This window comes from Microcoleus sp. S28C3 (assembly GCF_036700785.1).
Taxonomy (GTDB): Bacteria; Cyanobacteriota; Cyanobacteriia; order Cyanobacteriales; family Microcoleaceae; genus Microcoleus; species Microcoleus asticus.
Map to the genome: position 1 here is coordinate 1 of NZ_JAUBPO010000070.1, position 15,053 is coordinate 15,053.

Below are 15,053 nucleotides of genomic sequence, written 5' to 3' on the forward strand. Positions count from 1 at the left end.
TTTATTGCACCGCCTCTTAAATGAAGGGCAATTAATAATTAAATGGAGTCGCAAAATCAAAAATAAGGGTAATGCTTATATCACAGTTTAAATGTGCAACAGCTTATCAAGTTCTCTGGGGTGCTGAGTTGACCCATCGCGGGCAACAAATTAAAAATGACTTAGAGTCACGTCGCGCCATTCGTCGCAATCGCCGTAAGCGCAAAACTCGTTACCGCAAACCACGTTTTCTGAACCGTACTCGAAAGCCTGGATGGTTGCCACCAAGCTTAGAATCCAGGGTGAAAAACATCGTGACTTGGGTCAACCGCATCCGTCGATATGTCCCAATCACAGGTGTGTCCCAAGAGTTAGTTAAGTTTGACCTATTCGCAATGCAGAATCCTGAAATATCCGGCAAGGAGTATCAGCAAGGGGAACTTGCGGGTTATGAAGTCAGAGAATACTTGTTAGCGAAGTGGGGGAGAAAATGTGCCTATTGCGGTGTTGAAAACCTACCTTTAGAGGTAGAACATATCCACCCAAAATCAAAAGGGGGAAGCGATCGCGTTTCCAATCTTACCCTTGCCTGTCGTGGGTGCAACCAAGCCAAAGGCAATCAAGATATTCGGGATTTCTTGGACAAAAAGCCTGACATCCTGTCCCGTATTTTGAAACAGGCCTCACAACCTTTGAAAGATGCGACTGCTGTGAATTCAACCCGCTGGGCATTGTTCCAACAACTTAAACAAACAGGATTGCCAATAGAAGTTTCAACAGGAGGTAAAACAAAGTACAACCGCACTCGTTTAGGACTACCTAAAACTCATTGGCTGGATGCAGCTTGTGTAGGAAACGTAGAAGTGCTGCAAGTTTTCACCGAGCAACCGTTGTTAATTGCAGCTAAAGGATGGGGCAGTCGTCAAATGTGTACAACCAATAAATACGGATTTCCTGTCAAGCACAGAACGCGGTGCAAAACGTTTTTTGGGTTTGGGACAGGTGACATGGTAAGTGCAATTCTTCCCTTTGGGAAGTTTGCAGGCACTCACGTCGGCAGGCTGACGGTTAGAGAAAGCGGAGTTTTTGAAATGAGAACGCCACTCGGCAAGGTTAGCCCAGTGCGTCATAAATACTGTAAATCAATCCACCGCAACGATGGGTATATGTATGCGTTTTCCACAAATGTCCAATGAATCAGCGATTAGAGGCGTAGCGATCGATCCGGTCACAGGGGAAGCCCTGGAACCGACAAATGCGCTTTATATCGCCTGCGAACATCCGCCGTACAATGACGCGAAGCTTTACGAGTAGATTGCTGGCCGTTAACTTCCTCCGTCCCGATCGCCCTTTTGTTTAGCAATTAAAGCTTTAGCTTGCTGCCACAGAGATTCTAACTCTTCTGGGGCATAATCTGACAAAGGTCGATCGCACGCAGCCTCTACCTTTGCAAACCGCTGCACGAAGCGATCGTTTGTTCCTTGCAAAGCAGCCGACGGATCTAAATCGTACCAGCGAGCTAATTGAATCAACACAAACATAATATCTCCCAATTCAGACTGCTGCGCTGCCTTATCCTCGTGTTTGAGAGCGTGTTCAAATTCTGCCATTTCTTCGTGAAATTTATCCCAAACGCCCTCTACATTGTCCCAATCAAAACTCACTTCCGCAGCTTTTTGAGAGATTTTCATCCCGGCGGCGATCGGCGGCAAAGTGCTGGCATAACGGCTCATTTTCGAGGCTAAAGTTGGCGGCTTTTCCGAAGTCGTGCCTTTTTCTGCTGCTTTGATTTTTTCCCAGTTTTCGTTGACTTCATCGACGCTGTTGAGTTCGACATCGCCGAAGACGTGGGGATGTCGCCGAATTAGTTTTTCTGTGATGCCTGCTGCTATTTCGGCGAAGGTAAACTGATTGGATTCGCTGGCAATTTGAGCTTGCAGAATTACCTGTAACAGTAAATCGCCTAATTCTTCGACGATCGCATCTTTATCTCCTTTGCGAATCGCGTCGGCGGTTTCATAAGCTTCTTCGATGATGTGAGGAATTAGAGTTTGGGGAGTTTGGGCTAAATCCCAAGGACATCCGCCGTCTGGCGATCGCAATTTAGCCACAACTTCTATCAGTTCTTCGAGTGCTGCGAGCGATCGACTGTGGAAATTAGACATCGGAATTTACCTTTTAGATTTGCTAGATGTGCGGCTGCGAGGTTTGCGTTTGCGCTTCTTAATGGAGCTTGGCGGTCGTAACTCTTTCAATTCTTGCTTTTTGAATCTTTTGTAAGCAGAGCCGCCCCAATCGCTGAGATAGTGGCTCATGGCGCCGAATTCTAAGCCGACGTACACAGCTAAAAATTCGAGGGGGTGTTGACAGAGCGATCGCCAACAACCTAAAACCACATCCTCCCAAGTCCACCCAGGGGGGCCAATTTTTTCGGCAATTACCAATCCCAGTATCCCAAAAACCGCGATCCAGGTAGTCAGGTAAAAGATTCGCAAAGCAGTGCCAATTAGAGGGCCGTGGGACAGCAAAGAGCGGTGGCGCAGGTTTTTTTGGTATGGGAGCCAAATCAGTTTGAACCATCCCCAGCGCTGATACTGGCAAGAATAGATATCCAAGTCGGGGCCAAACATCAGCCCGCCGAATAAGAAACTGCCGGAAACAAGCAAAGTCAGGTTGCTGCTCTGAGTCTGGCCAAACGTGAGGGCGGCCACAGCGGGCAAACTCCACAGGGTTATTCGATCGTGGGTGCGGCCAGAGGGCATTTAAAGTTTAGGATTTTTTTTACTTGATCTTTCTGAGTTACTGTGATATGATAAATCCCTGTGAGTGCAATTGGGCGATTAGCTCAGTGGTAGAGCGCCTGCTTTACACGCAGGATGCCGTAGGTTCAAATCCTACATCGCCCATCGGATAACTCAATATCAACAGTTTCAGCCGTTTTTAGCCGTCAAGCCGAGAACGGCTTTAACTTTTGCTGTTGACTGTTGACTTGTGAATTTGGTGACGACTAAATTTAACATTCTGTGGCGGATGTCTCAAAAGTTGGCACGCAATGCTAGAAAATGAATTTATTGATTTTCTTTTTTAGAACCGTGTATATGAAACCTAAAATAACTAGCCCGATCGCGTGGCAGCAAGCTGAACTTCTCATGCAGCCAGCGATGATCCGAGTGCTCGACAACATCCGCAAACAATTAGAAGAGTCAGTTTGGACGGGCACTTATCAAGAAGTGCAGATTCCGATTCCGGGCTATCAACTAATTTTAGAGAATCAAGGCGAGCAAAGATCGGTCGATATTTGGGAACTTTGCTATCGAGTCTGCTTTGTCAACTACCAGCCCGCCCACACTCAACTGCAAAGCCAGGAAGTCGTAATTGACACTAGCTTGATTGAGGATGACACGGGCGATGTAGATTGGAATCGTCTTGATGCCAAAGCCAGTCAATTAATACAAGAAATATTCGCCAATTTGAGCAAATAGTCATTTGTCAGTTGACAGGAAAGCAGTAGTTAAAAGTCATCATTCATCAGTCAACAGTCAACAGTCAACAGTTAAAAAAAATTTATGCTGATTCAAGAATTGCACGACATTCAAGCAGCGGCCGGTGCTACTTTTGCAGAGTTAACAACCAAAGAAATTGTGCCTGTCAGTTTTGGTAATGACGCAGAAGCGATCGCAGCAACGAAACAAGGTGCGGCTTTGTACGATCGCACTCACTGGGGACGCATTCAAATCTCAGATAGCGATCGCCTGCGGTTCTTGCACAATCAAAGTACCAATAACTTTAATATACTCAAACCCGGTCAAGGTTGCGACACCGTTTTCGTGACTTCCACCGCCCGGACGATCGACCTCGCCACCGCTTACGCGACAGAAGATGCCGTACTGCTGTTAGTTTCGCCCAACCGCCGCCGCCAACTCCTGGAATTGCTCGATCGCTATATTTTCCCAATGGATCGGGTAGAATTAACAGATTTAACCGATACAACTGTGGCTTTCAGTATCCTCGGCCCGGAAAGCACTCAACTATTAGAAAAAATCGGAGTTACCGAACTAGAAAATCAACCTTACGCTACTCACAAATTGATAAAACCCCCCCCTCTTTCCCCCCCTTACCAAGGGGGGGATGAAGGGGGGGTTCGAGTTGCGGTGGGTAGCGGTTTAGCAACTCCCGGATACACGTTAATTGCGCCAGCAAGCGATGCAGCCAACTTGTGGAAGGAATTAGTCAAAGCTGGGGCCGTACCGATGGGCGATCGAGTTTGGGAACAACTGCGAATCGAACAAGGCCGCCCCGCCCCCGATTTTGAACTCACAGACGATTACAACCCCTTAGAAGCCCGCCTTTTACACACGATTACCTATGACAAAGGCTGCTACATCGGTCAAGAAACAATTGCCCGGTTGAACACCTACAAAGGAGTCAAACAGCAACTTTGGGGTTTGCAGTTGAGCGGTGCGGTTGAACCCGGTACAGCAGTCACAATCGGAGAGGAAAAAGTCGGCAAACTCACCAGCATTGCCGAAACTGAATCCGGCTTTTTTGGTCTTGCTTACATCCGCACAAAAGCGGGCGGCGAAGGGCTGAAAGTGCAAGTCGGATCGGTGTCAGGGGAAATAGTAAATGTACCTTTCTTGAGTTCGTAGTTGCGCTCGGTCGCCTGTTGGCGCCGCAGCGCCAAAAACTTTTTTGTTGAGGTTGATTTGGGAAGGATGCTAACACCATAAATTGGCCCCAAGTCCTATCTTTAGATAGATTTGCAAACCAACAACAGCAATTATTCTGTATTACAGTCGTCACAGAAAAAACAGAGTTTTTCAATGAAAAAGTTTACATCGCGCTTAGTTACAACTTGCCTGCGAGTAGGAATAATCTTTGCTGTAGGAATAGCGCTGATTTTTAGCTCCGAATTGCAATTGTCGGGCAACAATATGCAAGCGATCGCTACACCTTTAACCCCTGAAGCTACGTCTTACGAAGTTGCCCGTCCCGATCGGCAGCCAACAAGCGATACAGAGAAGGATGCCAGTGGTGTACTTGACAATATCCGAGAAAAGTTGAATCTCGACCAACCCATTGCCCCCAGTACCAAAAAATTTATAAAATCGGTAAAAAATAACGTGGGCGAAGCAGTTACGCCGGCACGGGAAGCAGCAGAAAAAGCTACAGATCGAGGTAGCAGCGATCGAGCCAACTAATTCAATCGCATCCAGTTTTCAAATATCAAATTTTTAGTCCCTCTCTGCTGGGGCGAAAGTTTGTGTAGTAGCGATTTCCAGATCCGAACCCGGATTTGATTGTTCACATTGGCACTTCAGGTTGGAGCTACGACTATTGGGAAGGTGTGCTTCATCCCCACCAGCTATCGCCTCGCAAAGAGCTCGATCGCGCTATATCCAGCACTATCAAACCGTGGAAGTTAATAGCACCTACTACCGCTGGCCACCAAACACTACCTTTGCGTTCCTGGCGAGAGCGCCTCGCGATAATTAAACGCTTTGTAGCGGTATTTGAAGTACAGTTCCACATTCGCTCGGTGTTCCCACAATCCCAGCAAGTTGATGGCAACCTCTGACTAATGGACTCTCACATCCCGCTGCACTTCGGCTATCCGTTTTTCAATTAGTCGAGTCGTAATTCCAATTTTATAGAAGCTGTTGCCGTCAGCTTTTACCTCATGAAAGTAGAGCGAATTCACTCTTGATGCGCCTCAATTGTGCGCGGTAAATATTCAATTCAGCCCGCCGTTCGTCCAAACAAGATAACTCTTGCGCGCGGGCAACATCTACGGAGCAATCTAACTTAACTAACAGGGAATTGAAAGCCCCTGCTTATGCTCAGTCAGGAATCAGGGAGTATTGGATTCTAGATATCAATGCCCGTGGATTGTATGTGTTTCCGGAGCCAGGGGCAGAGTGTTATGCTAGCGCGGTTGTGTTGGTCGAGTCGGATTTAATCGCACCTTTGGCATTTCCAGATTGTCAGGTGTCTGTGGAGGATTTGCTCAACAGCAGTGCAGATCCCTGTTGTGAGTGAGGAAATTTTTAAAATTTATGGACAGACTGAAACGGACTTGCAATGCTGTATCAGCCATCCGCTACAGACAGGATTTTTCAAGGCAAGCGTTGTTTTTTGGACGCTTGCTACACAAACGCCTAACTCTAAATTAACTGCTTGTAGCGAAGTATACACTTGATTGTGGTTATAACTCCGTCTAAAGAATTATTGGTAGATTCTCCTGAAGACAGATGATAGCAGCGACCAAGGTAAATAACATACAAAGTATACAGAGCTATTAGGTAATCTAAAGGCATAATTTAAAAGCAGTCTATCTGCGCCTTATAGGAAAGACATTCGACTTACCCACTTGTCCAAGCTAAACAAAGTGGCAGTATGTGGCGTAGTCTTGTGCCTTACTTCAGGTTAATGACTGCTCGATCTTTAGATACTTAATTAAGTTTACCTGATTTCTTCTGTCTCTGTTCTAGCTGTCAGACCCTAATTACCCTGTTGTTTTAAGTACCTCTAAAGAATTGTTTGTAGATTCTCCTGAAGGCGGAGGATAGCAGCAACCGAGGGAAATAACATCAAAGTCTACAGAGTTATTGGGGAATCTAAAGCCAGAATTAAAAGCACTCTATTTGCGCCTTATAGCACATACATTCGGCTTACGCACTTGCCAAAGTTGAACAAAGTTGCAGTAGGTCGCGTACTCTTGTGCCTTACTTCAGGTTAATGACCAATTGAGCTTTGATTATTAATTAGGTTTACCTGATTTTTTCTTTCTCTGCTCTATCTGTCACACCCTAATTACCATGTGGTAATACGCTTCTTTGTAGATGGCACAAAGGATACCCGAAATTTTCGCAGTTTGAGACATTTGTGTTGCTTGTAGGTCATTGGGTATACCCAGACTGACCAATTTTCATTTTACCTTATCAAACTTATTTAAGAAATCTCATGGTTAACTTACTCAGACCGCCCAGTGTTTCTTCAAGTTCTCGCTTCGGTACTGTAACTGGTTTGTGGAGAGAACAGTCACCTTACGACAGGAGGGCGCTTAAGACTGGTATCGTCCATTTCGGGCCTGGTCGTTTTTTTAGGGGCCACCTAGCCTGCATAATACATAACTATCTTGCACAGAAGGATTCCCAAGAGCAGAGATGGGGGATTTGTGGGGTTAGCCTCAAGAGTCAACAGACCATTACTAGGTTGAAACCGCAGAGATTCCTTTACACTTTGACCAAACACTCTAGTTGCGCTCAAAATCGTGAGGAAGCGGAAGTTATAGGTTCTATCAGGGAAATCGTTAATGGTAGAGAGAAGTGCGAGTATGTGCTTGAAAAGATGGCGTCTCCCTCTGTGCATCTGGTGACTCTGACAATTACTCAAGGAGGCTACCATCTAGACAAGAATTTTAACCTCGACACAGCGAATGAAGACATCGCGCACGATCTGCGAAATCCTTCCACTCCCACAACTGCAATTGGCTTTATAGTAGAGGCGCTACGCCGACGACGCGATCGCTCAATGACCCCGTTCACCACTCTTTCTTGCGACAACCTCCCAAGAAACGGGGAGATCCTGCGAAAAGCAGTGCTAGCTTACGCTCACTCGATCGATCCTCAGCTTGCAGAATACATCAGGGATAGCGCGGTGTTCCCTAATTCGGTTGTAGACAGGATTGTGCCTCAAGAACAGGAATCAGACTATAACTACCCCAGCCGACTGTTGCAAGTTCGCGATCGCGCACCGATTGTAACGGAACCATTTTGGCAGTTTGTGGTGGAAGACAACTTCACAGGCGATCGACCCAAGTGGGAAGATACGGGGGTGATTATGACTAGCGACATCACTCCCTTTCTGTATATGAAGTCGAGATTCTTGAATGCAGTACACTCCTTCATAGCCTGTTTAGCTGTAAGAGCAGGTATAGAGTATATGCACGAGGCGATCGCGCTACCGGAATTCCAGTTGTTTACTCGGCTTCTCATGGACGATATCGCCGCAGCAACACCAGTGCCTCGCCAGATGTGCGAACAATATATGGAGCAGGTGTTACTAAGGCTGAGTAACGAAGATCTTCCCGATACTACTGAGAGAATCTCTTCAGAAACCTGTAGGAAAATAGGCAAGTATATATTTCCGATACTTCAGGATGCTTATAGCCTAAATGTCAGCATGAAGCGGATTATACTTCCCGTGGCTGCGTGGCTGCTTGCAGTCAGAGAAGAGGCGTGCGAGTCTGGTCAACCCTATCATGCCAAGGATACCCAAAGCGCAATTACAGCGATTCAAGAAGGCGCAGTAATTAGCGGGATTCTGGGATTAGAGAATTGCGAACACACACAGGTCGTAGATAATGAATGCCAACAAGCTTTGCGAGATATCCAGACCCACGGACTATTGACTACGCTTAAAAATTACAGTGAGGGAGGCATTTTAAATGAAACCGCTTTATCAGCATCCTAAGGTGGTGCTTTTCGATCATGACGGAACTGTTGTTGATAGTGAAACCATAGCACTTGAGAGCGCATGGAGGCTGACAAATGAAGTGGCTCGTGAGTTCCCTGGCGCTCAATACTATGAGCTTGAGGACTTTGTTAAAAGCTTCGCCGGGAAACCCTACAGGGAAATACTCAAAAAGCTCTACCCAGACTCATTAACCAGTCTTAATGAGCGCGATATTGACAGGCTAGTGGCTGAAGAAGAAAAGAGAGCGATTCAACGGCTGACTATAGAGGCAAAAGCGACAGAAGGAACGCCCGAAGTGCTGTCTTACCTGCGCGACGAAGGATTTGAATATGCACTTGTAAGTAACAGCAGCTTACAGCGGCTGAGTGCTTGCCTTACTTCTGCAGCCCTGACCGACTATTTCCCCAGCGAGCAGATATTTAGCGCTCACGACTCTCTCCCCGTTCCCCGGCCCAAGCCACTTCCTGACATCTACCTATATGCAGTGAAGTGTCTGGACGCAGAAGTTTCCGGTTGCGTGGCAGTTGAAGATTCTCTCAGTGGGGTAAGGGCTGCCGTTGCCGCTGGGATTGGGCAGATTATCGGTTATGTAGGGGGAACTCATATCAGCGAGGATGAACGAAAAAGCCGTGCAGATGGTCTTCAGTCGGCTGGTGCCCTGCAAGTTATCGATCGGATGCACGATCTTATCGGCCTATTATCAGCAACCCCAGTCTAAAGACACCGGGCATCAGGCGATCGCTTGATGCCCTTAGTTAGGATGGTGAAAAATCGCGTTGCTGAATATCAAGAATTCTCAGCCATCGAACGCTTCACCTTCTGAATCCACCCTTGGTTCAGACTCAACACCTGCGAATAAGACAAGTTCCTATCTAACACCAAATCAAACACAAACGGCTTAACTAAACGCCGAAACCATCGATGAAATAGCCTTAGAATCGTCAACCGCAAAAAAAACTCAACCACCAACAACTCGGCAACCCCTGAAAAGTTAGATATTCTCAAGAATAGCTTGGGCGACAACTTCGTCGGTGATCAGTCCCGTAATTAACTTCCCATGCAGAGCCGCCAAAATTGACTCCACTTTTTTCACACCTCCTGCTACACCAATAATCAGCCGTTGAGCAGGTTGTTCGAGCGGTACACCGGCAACTCGGCTGTTAGTTACACATTGAATCAAGACTCCTTGACGATCGTATGCCCAACCTGCAATCTCCCCAACTGCCCCCAGTTCCATTAATTGGGTCACTTCATCGTCGTTGATAAAGCCGTCTTGATGTAACGGTGCATTCCAATCAATTGGGCTAATCCCGACAAACGTTGCTTTTGCTTGCTCTGCAAGGGTTTTTACGGTGATAAACGATCGCTGAGTCTGCAAGAGTTCTCGTTCTTCAATACTGGTCGCTACAACCGGAGTAGGCACTGGATACGCCTGCGAACCAATGCGATCGGACAAGTGCATCACCACTTCATAACGACCCGCACGCCCATAGTGAGACATATTCCCAACAATTGAGACAATCTTATGCTGAGGTTGCTGCATGGATGGGATCTGTTCCACCATCGATCGCAAAGTACGACCCGTGGAAAATGCCAGGATTGTTGGAGTTTTAGCAACAAGATACGTCTCTAAGTGATTGGCAGCACATACAGCAAGTCCGTTCAAGGTATCGCCGCTCCCTGCATCGCTTGGAACCACTTCACAAAACGATAGTTCAAATTTGTCTCTGAGTGATTCAGCTAGAGCAATACACTCACGCAGGGGATAATCGAGCCGAAATTTGATCAGTTTTTCACTCACCGCTAGTGCGACCAAACGCTGTGCCGCCTGCCGGGACACGTTCAGCTTTGCCGCAATCTCTTCCTGTGTGTTCCCAGCAATGTAGTACAGCCAAGCAGCGTGAGCTGCCTGGTCTAACTTGCGAGTCCGAAGGGGCAAGCCAGCTTTGCTGGCATCGCGCCGCTCTAAGAAGGCTTCTTTCATATTCCACTTATAGGAAGGTTGCATCCCCCTAAGGAGTAGATCTCTATAATTGAGTATCTGCTCAAAGAGGGATTTTTTGCTCAACTCGCTTTCTATACATTATTACATAATACGTTAAGGAAAGTGGTCTTAAAAAACTCCAAGGCAGCAAAACATTGCAGCACCAATCCAGGAGGCTGACAACATTGCTAACTTAGTAATAAGCTGGCACACATTTAAGAAAGCAATATGCACTCATGGGAAAAAGGTTAAAGGCGAAGGGGAAAAGGTTTTCTCTTTTACCTTTCACCCTGTTCATTTTCCCTTAAATCGATTAGTTCAATATGTAACTTAGATGCACAACAACTTACCGTTTTCCCTAGAGTCCGCCAGTCAGGTCCAAGTTAAACCCTGTAATGTAGCTTGCCTCCTCGCTCATGAGAAATGCTACACCGTTAGCAACTTCTTCAAGGCTCCCCAAACGCCGCATCGGTACTGAATTAATCATTTGCTGTTCTACTACTTTAGGATCGGCATCAAAATACTGTGAGCCTACACCCGCCTGCAATTCAGTCTGCCGCGTCCACATCACGCCCGGACCAATCAGCGCAGGCGAGACGGCATTAACCCGAATGTGGTAGGCAGCCAAGTCTTTTGCTGCTGTCTGAGTTATCCCAATTACGGCAAACTTCGAGGCTGAGTAGGCGAGCATATTTGGAGGACCAACTACTCCTGCATGGCTTGCCATATTGACGATCGCTCCTCCACCAGATTTGCGTAGGTGTTGTGCCGCCGCCTTGAGGACGTGAAAAACTCCGACAACATTGATGTCAATGACCTTTTGAAAATCCTCCTCGGGATACTCGTCGGTTTTGGCAAACACTCCTTGATAACCCGCATTGTTGAAAACATAATCGATCCGCCCAAATTGCTCTACAGCACCAGAAAAGGCTTGACCAACGTCATCAGAATTGGTGACATTGCAGCTAAAGGTAGCAACTGGAATTTTATAGGCTTCCAATTCGCGAGCAACCTCTGCCATCTTCGCTTCGTTTAAGTCTAGGATTACTACACCCGCACCATCTGCGGCAAAACGCTGTGCGGTAGCCCGACCAATATCACCAGCACCGCCCGTAATCAGAATCGTTTTACCAGCAAAGTCATAGCTTGCTCTACCTGTCATATCTTTAACCCCTTGTGAATATATGTTGCAAATACTCTTGAAGTGTTCAGTATTTAAGGTTACTTAGTATAATTCAATTATTGAGCAATCGCTCAATATTAGGCATAAACTCAACAATTTAATCATCGGATTTTTTTAATATCAAAGGAGTTATGCGATGCGTATCCCCCGCTTCGCTAAATTGCTGGTTGCATTCCTCGTTGGAGTCGTGCTTGTGCAACTGCTGTATGCCTGTGCGACAGGTTCGCAAGCAGCAGGGAAAACCAGACTGACGATCGCTACTGTCAATAATGGCGATATGGTCGTCATGCAAGGGCTTTCAAGCAAGTTTGAACAAGCCAACCCAGACATTCAACTGAGGTGGGTTGTCCTAGAAGAAAACGTGTTGCGCCAACGCACCACCACAGACGTTGCTAGCCAGGGCGGGCAATTTGATGTCCTGACAATCGGGTCTTATGAAACGCCGATTTGGGCGAGACGAGATTGGTTAAAACCATTAGATCTACCCGCCAGCTACGACGTAAATGACCTGATAAAACCCATCAGAGAAGGTCTTTCCAACAACGGCAAACTTTATGCTGTGCCGTTCTATGGCGAAAGTTCCATGCTGTATTACCGAAAAGACTTGTTTGAAAAAGCAGGGATTACGGTTCCCGAACAGCCAACCTATTCCCAACTCACAGAATGGGCGAGTAAGGTTCACGATCCAGCCAATGGAGTCTACGGTGTTTGTCTGCGTGGAAAACCCGGTTGGGGCGAAAACATGGGATTTTTGTCCACATTGGTCAACACGTTTGGCGGACAGTGGTTTGACATGAAGTGGCAACCCACTATAAATACTCCAGCCTGGAAAGAAGCGATCGCCTTCTATGTCGATTTACTCAACAAATATGGCCCGCCCGGTGCCAGTTCCAATGGATTCAATGAGAATCTAGCGCTATTCTCGACGGGTAAGTGCGGGATGTGGGTAGATGCAACCGTTGCAGCAGGACTGTTATCCAATCCAAAAGAATCTCAAGTTTATGACAAAGTTAGCTTTGCCCGTGCACCAATTGAAAAATATCCAAACGGCTCGAATTGGATCTGGGCTTGGGCATTAGCGGTTCCAAAAACCTCAAAATCACCTGAAGCGGCTCAAAGGTTCGTTGCCTGGGCAACCTCAAAAGAATACATCCAATTAGTGGCCGATCAAAATGGCTGGGTTGCTGTACCACCAGGTACGCGGACTTCCACCTATAACAATCCCAACTATAAAAAAGCCGCACCGTTTGCTTCGATCGTGCTCAGGTCGATCGAATCTGCCGATATTACCCGTCCAGCCGCAAACCCAACCCCTTACAAGGGCATTCAATATGTGGATATTCCAGAATTTCAGGCCATCGGTTCTTCCGTTGGACAAACGATGGCAGCAGCGCTGACGAATCGCCTTTCCGTCGATCGGGCGTTGCAACAATCGCAGAATTCAACTGAACGGTTTATGAAACACACCGGATATATCGAGTAAAAAGAGGGGCTAGGTTATGTTCTTAAACCCGGATATCCCCCTAAATCCCCCTTAAAAAGGGGGACTTTGACGCTCATTCTCCCCCCTTTTTAAGGGGGGCTGGGGGGGATCTAAATTTGACGGGGAAGGCAAGAAAAAACGCAAATGCTCGCCCATAAAACTTTCACAATCTAAAATCCCAAATCAAAAATTCTATTAAGCTATGTCTTCTTCAGTAGCTGTAAAACATCACCGCGAAACGCCACCCGCCCAGCAACGAAGCAAGCGACAGGCATCAACATTACCCCTGGTTGCGCCTTCCGTCATTGCCTTACTGCTGTGGATGATTGTGCCGCTAGTGATGACAGTATGGTTTTCCTTTCAGCGGTATAACCTGCTCAATCCAGATGCACGCAAATTCATCGGGATTGAAAATTTCACGTTCATCTTGAGCGATCCCGCTTTATGGACTTCGATCGGCATCACAATAATTCTGGTCGTGTCTGTTCTGGCGATCACGATCGGTCTAGGCACACTTCTGGCTATTCTATTTGACCAGGACTTTTATGGTCAGGGGATTGCGCGGGTACTGGCGATTTCTCCGTTTTTCGTCATGCCCACAGTCAGCGCCCTAATCTGGAAAAATATGCTGATGCATCCAGTGAATGGGCTGTTTGCTCAATTCACAAGAGGTTTGGGTTTGGGGGCGATCGATTGGTTTGCAGATTTTCCACTGCTTGCCATCATTATCATTGTTTCGTGGGAATGGCTTCCTTTTGCCCTGCTGATTTTGCTGACAGCAATTCAGTCGTTAGATCATGACCAGCTAGAAGCAGCCCGGATGGATGGAGCAAATGCTCTAGCCTTATTCCGTTTCGTCATGCTACCGCATCTGAGCCGCGCCATTGCCGTAGTTGCCATGATCGAGACAATTTTCTTTTTGACTATCTTTGCAGAAATCTTTGTTACCACAGGTGGCGGACCCGGAGTGGCAACCACTAACCTTGCCTATTACATCTTCCTGAGAGCATTGCTGGAATTTGATGTCGGCGGTGCCTCAGCGGGTGGATTAATTGCGGTAATTCTTGCCAACATCGCGGCAATTTTTCTGATGCGTAGTGTTGCTCGTAATTTGGATACCTAAAATGGCACAAAAAACTTCTCGCCGTTTGCTATTTACCTTGCTCGGCTGGTTTGTCGCTTGCAGCTTGTTTTTCCCAATTTTCTGGATGTTTCTCACCAGTTTCAAAACAGAGGTGGCGGCGGTTGCAACTCCCCCTCAGTTATTTTTCCAGCCGACATTAGAAAATTATGTAGCGATACAAGATCGGGCAAACTATTTCAACTATGCGCTCAACAGTGTAGCGGTTTCGCTCGGATCGACCCTACTCGCGCTGCTGCTTGCCGTACCTGCGGCTTATGCCATGTCTTTCTTCCCAACCAAACGTACTAAGAGTACCTTGCTGTGGATGCTGTCCACTAGAATGCTGCCACCCGTTGGCGTGCTGGTGCCGATCTACATCTTGTGTCGCAACGCTGGTTTGCTGGATACCCGCATCGGTTTGATCATTATTTACACCCTGATCAATTTGCCGATTGTTGTCTGGATGATTTACAGCTTTTTCAAAGAAGTACCCAAAGATATCCTAGAAGCCGATCGCATGGATGGGGCAAACACACAGCAAGAACTTATTCATGTGCTGATGCCACTGGCATTACCTGGAATTGCTTCCACCGCCTTGCTTTCGATCATTTTGTCCTGGAATGAAGCGTTTTGGAGCCTCAACCTAACAACGGCTAATGCCGCTCCTTTAACCGCATTTATTGCCTCTTTTTCCAGTCCTCAAGGATTGTTTTGGGCAAAACTTTCGGCAGCATCAACTCTGGCGATCGCACCCATTTTAATCTTCGGTTGGTTGAGTCAACGGCAATTAGTACGCGGTCTCACGTTTGGTGCCGTGAAATAA

17 protein-coding genes and 1 tRNA gene are annotated in these 15,053 nt (G+C 46.9%); 13 read left to right on the forward strand and 5 right to left on the reverse strand.

Annotated elements, in window-relative coordinates; translation table 11 throughout:
• Positions 1–71 precede the first annotated feature (71 nt).
• Together iscB and QUA13_RS20240 are read left to right on the forward strand one after the other, a co-directional pair.
• Entirely contained in the window at positions 72–1,175 is a 1,104-nt protein-coding gene (gene iscB, locus QUA13_RS20235) for an RNA-guided endonuclease IscB (RefSeq protein ID WP_333201338.1), read from the forward strand.
• On the forward strand, positions 1,165–1,293 hold the full coding sequence (locus QUA13_RS20240; RefSeq protein WP_333201340.1) for a hypothetical protein: 129 nt from the start codon (positions 1,165–1,167) through the stop codon (positions 1,291–1,293). The genes iscB and QUA13_RS20240 overlap by 11 nt, the downstream gene beginning before the upstream one ends.
• A gap of 11 nt (positions 1,294–1,304) precedes the next feature.
• Here the strand turns inward: QUA13_RS20240 and mazG are convergent, their stop codons facing one another.
• The gene (gene mazG / locus QUA13_RS20245) at positions 1,305–2,144 is read right to left on the reverse strand and encodes a nucleoside triphosphate pyrophosphohydrolase (RefSeq protein ID WP_333201342.1); all 840 of its coding nucleotides are present in this window, start codon (positions 2,142–2,144) and stop codon (positions 1,305–1,307) included.
• A 6-nt stretch (positions 2,145–2,150) separates the two neighbouring features.
• Positions 2,151–2,741, reverse strand: coding sequence for a metal-binding protein (locus QUA13_RS20250; RefSeq protein ID WP_333201344.1), 591 nt, complete (start codon positions 2,739–2,741; stop codon positions 2,151–2,153).
• Between the two features lie 72 nt (positions 2,742–2,813).
• Here QUA13_RS20250 and QUA13_RS20255 point away from each other — a divergent pair.
• The 5 genes from QUA13_RS20255 to QUA13_RS20275 all read left to right on the forward strand — a co-directional run bounded on the left by QUA13_RS20255 (position 2,814) and on the right by QUA13_RS20275 (position 5,475).
• Positions 2,814–2,885 (forward strand) — tRNA-Val (locus QUA13_RS20255).
• 192 nt (positions 2,886–3,077) lie between these two features.
• Positions 3,078–3,461 (forward strand): hypothetical protein, encoded by a 384-nt coding sequence (locus QUA13_RS20260; RefSeq protein WP_333201346.1) that lies wholly within the window; start codon positions 3,078–3,080, stop codon positions 3,459–3,461.
• A gap of 87 nt (positions 3,462–3,548) precedes the next feature.
• Positions 3,549–4,628: a CAF17-like 4Fe-4S cluster assembly/insertion protein YgfZ gene (gene ygfZ, locus QUA13_RS20265; RefSeq protein ID WP_333201404.1), complete on the forward strand. Its 1,080-nt coding sequence runs from the start codon at positions 3,549–3,551 to the stop codon at positions 4,626–4,628.
• Positions 4,629–4,802: 174 nt separating this feature from the next.
• Complete coding sequence (locus QUA13_RS20270) at positions 4,803–5,180, forward strand: hypothetical protein (protein WP_333201348.1); 378 nt, start codon at positions 4,803–4,805, stop codon at positions 5,178–5,180.
• 214 nt (positions 5,181–5,394) lie between these two features.
• Entirely contained in the window at positions 5,395–5,475 is an 81-nt protein-coding gene (locus QUA13_RS20275) for a hypothetical protein (RefSeq protein ID WP_333201406.1), read from the forward strand.
• Between the two features lie 82 nt (positions 5,476–5,557).
• Here QUA13_RS20275 and QUA13_RS20280 read toward each other — a convergent pair whose 3' ends face one another.
• Positions 5,558–5,680, reverse strand: a complete 123-nt coding sequence (locus QUA13_RS20280; protein ID WP_333201350.1) for a GIY-YIG nuclease family protein — start codon at positions 5,678–5,680, stop codon at positions 5,558–5,560.
• Between the two features lie 119 nt (positions 5,681–5,799).
• Here QUA13_RS20280 and QUA13_RS32830 point away from each other — a divergent pair, with 119 nt between their 5' ends.
• The 3 genes from QUA13_RS32830 (at position 5,800) to QUA13_RS20290 (ending at position 9,175) form a co-directional block, all read left to right on the forward strand.
• Positions 5,800–6,018 carry a Uma2 family endonuclease gene (locus QUA13_RS32830; protein ID WP_445242735.1) on the forward strand — a complete coding sequence of 73 codons (219 nt, stop codon included), beginning with the start codon at positions 5,800–5,802 and terminating at the stop codon, positions 6,016–6,018.
• A 924-nt stretch (positions 6,019–6,942) separates the two neighbouring features.
• Positions 6,943–8,454 (forward strand): mannitol dehydrogenase family protein, encoded by a 1,512-nt coding sequence (locus QUA13_RS20285; RefSeq protein WP_333201352.1) that lies wholly within the window; start codon positions 6,943–6,945, stop codon positions 8,452–8,454.
• Positions 8,429–9,175: an HAD family phosphatase gene (locus QUA13_RS20290; RefSeq protein WP_333201354.1), complete on the forward strand. Its 747-nt coding sequence runs from the start codon at positions 8,429–8,431 to the stop codon at positions 9,173–9,175. The genes QUA13_RS20285 and QUA13_RS20290 overlap by 26 nt, the downstream gene beginning before the upstream one ends.
• A gap of 273 nt (positions 9,176–9,448) precedes the next feature.
• Here QUA13_RS20290 and QUA13_RS20295 read toward each other — a convergent pair whose 3' ends face one another.
• Positions 9,449–10,441 (reverse strand): sugar-binding transcriptional regulator, encoded by a 993-nt coding sequence (locus QUA13_RS20295; RefSeq protein WP_333201356.1) that lies wholly within the window; start codon positions 10,439–10,441, stop codon positions 9,449–9,451.
• A 358-nt stretch (positions 10,442–10,799) separates the two neighbouring features.
• Positions 10,800–11,603, reverse strand: coding sequence for an SDR family NAD(P)-dependent oxidoreductase (locus QUA13_RS20300; protein WP_333201358.1), 804 nt, complete (start codon positions 11,601–11,603; stop codon positions 10,800–10,802).
• 157 nt (positions 11,604–11,760) lie between these two features.
• Here QUA13_RS20300 and QUA13_RS20305 point away from each other — a divergent pair, with 157 nt between their 5' ends.
• From QUA13_RS20305 to QUA13_RS20315, 3 genes are all read left to right on the forward strand, one after another.
• Positions 11,761–13,107, forward strand: coding sequence for a sugar ABC transporter substrate-binding protein (locus QUA13_RS20305; RefSeq protein ID WP_333201360.1), 1,347 nt, complete (start codon positions 11,761–11,763; stop codon positions 13,105–13,107).
• Positions 13,108–13,309: 202 nt separating this feature from the next.
• Positions 13,310–14,230, forward strand: coding sequence for a sugar ABC transporter permease (locus tag QUA13_RS20310; protein WP_333201362.1), 921 nt, complete (start codon positions 13,310–13,312; stop codon positions 14,228–14,230).
• 1 nt (position 14,231) lies between these two features.
• Positions 14,232–15,053, forward strand: coding sequence for a carbohydrate ABC transporter permease (locus tag QUA13_RS20315; RefSeq protein WP_333190968.1), 822 nt, complete (start codon positions 14,232–14,234; stop codon positions 15,051–15,053).

Bases quoted from the DNA above. Each gene is read 5' to 3' on its own strand.
- QUA13_RS20285 (WP_333201352.1), top strand. From the start codon at position 6,943: ATGGTTAACTTACTCAGACCGCCCAGTGTTTCTTCAAGTTCTCGCTTC.
- QUA13_RS20300 (WP_333201358.1), bottom strand. From the start codon at position 11,603: ATGACAGGTAGAGCAAGCTATGACTTTGCTGGTAAAACGATTCTGATT.
- mazG (WP_333201342.1), bottom strand. From the start codon at position 2,144: ATGTCTAATTTCCACAGTCGATCGCTCGCAGCACTCGAAGAACTGATA.
- QUA13_RS20260 (WP_333201346.1), top strand. From the start codon at position 3,078: ATGAAACCTAAAATAACTAGCCCGATCGCGTGGCAGCAAGCTGAACTT.
- QUA13_RS20315 (WP_333190968.1), top strand. From the start codon at position 14,232: ATGGCACAAAAAACTTCTCGCCGTTTGCTATTTACCTTGCTCGGCTGG.
- QUA13_RS20295 (WP_333201356.1), bottom strand. From the start codon at position 10,441: ATGAAAGAAGCCTTCTTAGAGCGGCGCGATGCCAGCAAAGCTGGCTTG.
- QUA13_RS20270 (WP_333201348.1), top strand. From the start codon at position 4,803: ATGAAAAAGTTTACATCGCGCTTAGTTACAACTTGCCTGCGAGTAGGA.
- QUA13_RS20310 (WP_333201362.1), top strand. From the start codon at position 13,310: ATGTCTTCTTCAGTAGCTGTAAAACATCACCGCGAAACGCCACCCGCC.
- iscB (WP_333201338.1), top strand. From the start codon at position 72: ATGCTTATATCACAGTTTAAATGTGCAACAGCTTATCAAGTTCTCTGG.
- QUA13_RS20290 (WP_333201354.1), top strand. From the start codon at position 8,429: ATGAAACCGCTTTATCAGCATCCTAAGGTGGTGCTTTTCGATCATGAC.
- QUA13_RS20240 (WP_333201340.1), top strand. From the start codon at position 1,165: ATGTCCAATGAATCAGCGATTAGAGGCGTAGCGATCGATCCGGTCACA.
- QUA13_RS20305 (WP_333201360.1), top strand. From the start codon at position 11,761: ATGCGTATCCCCCGCTTCGCTAAATTGCTGGTTGCATTCCTCGTTGGA.
- QUA13_RS20250 (WP_333201344.1), bottom strand. From the start codon at position 2,741: ATGCCCTCTGGCCGCACCCACGATCGAATAACCCTGTGGAGTTTGCCC.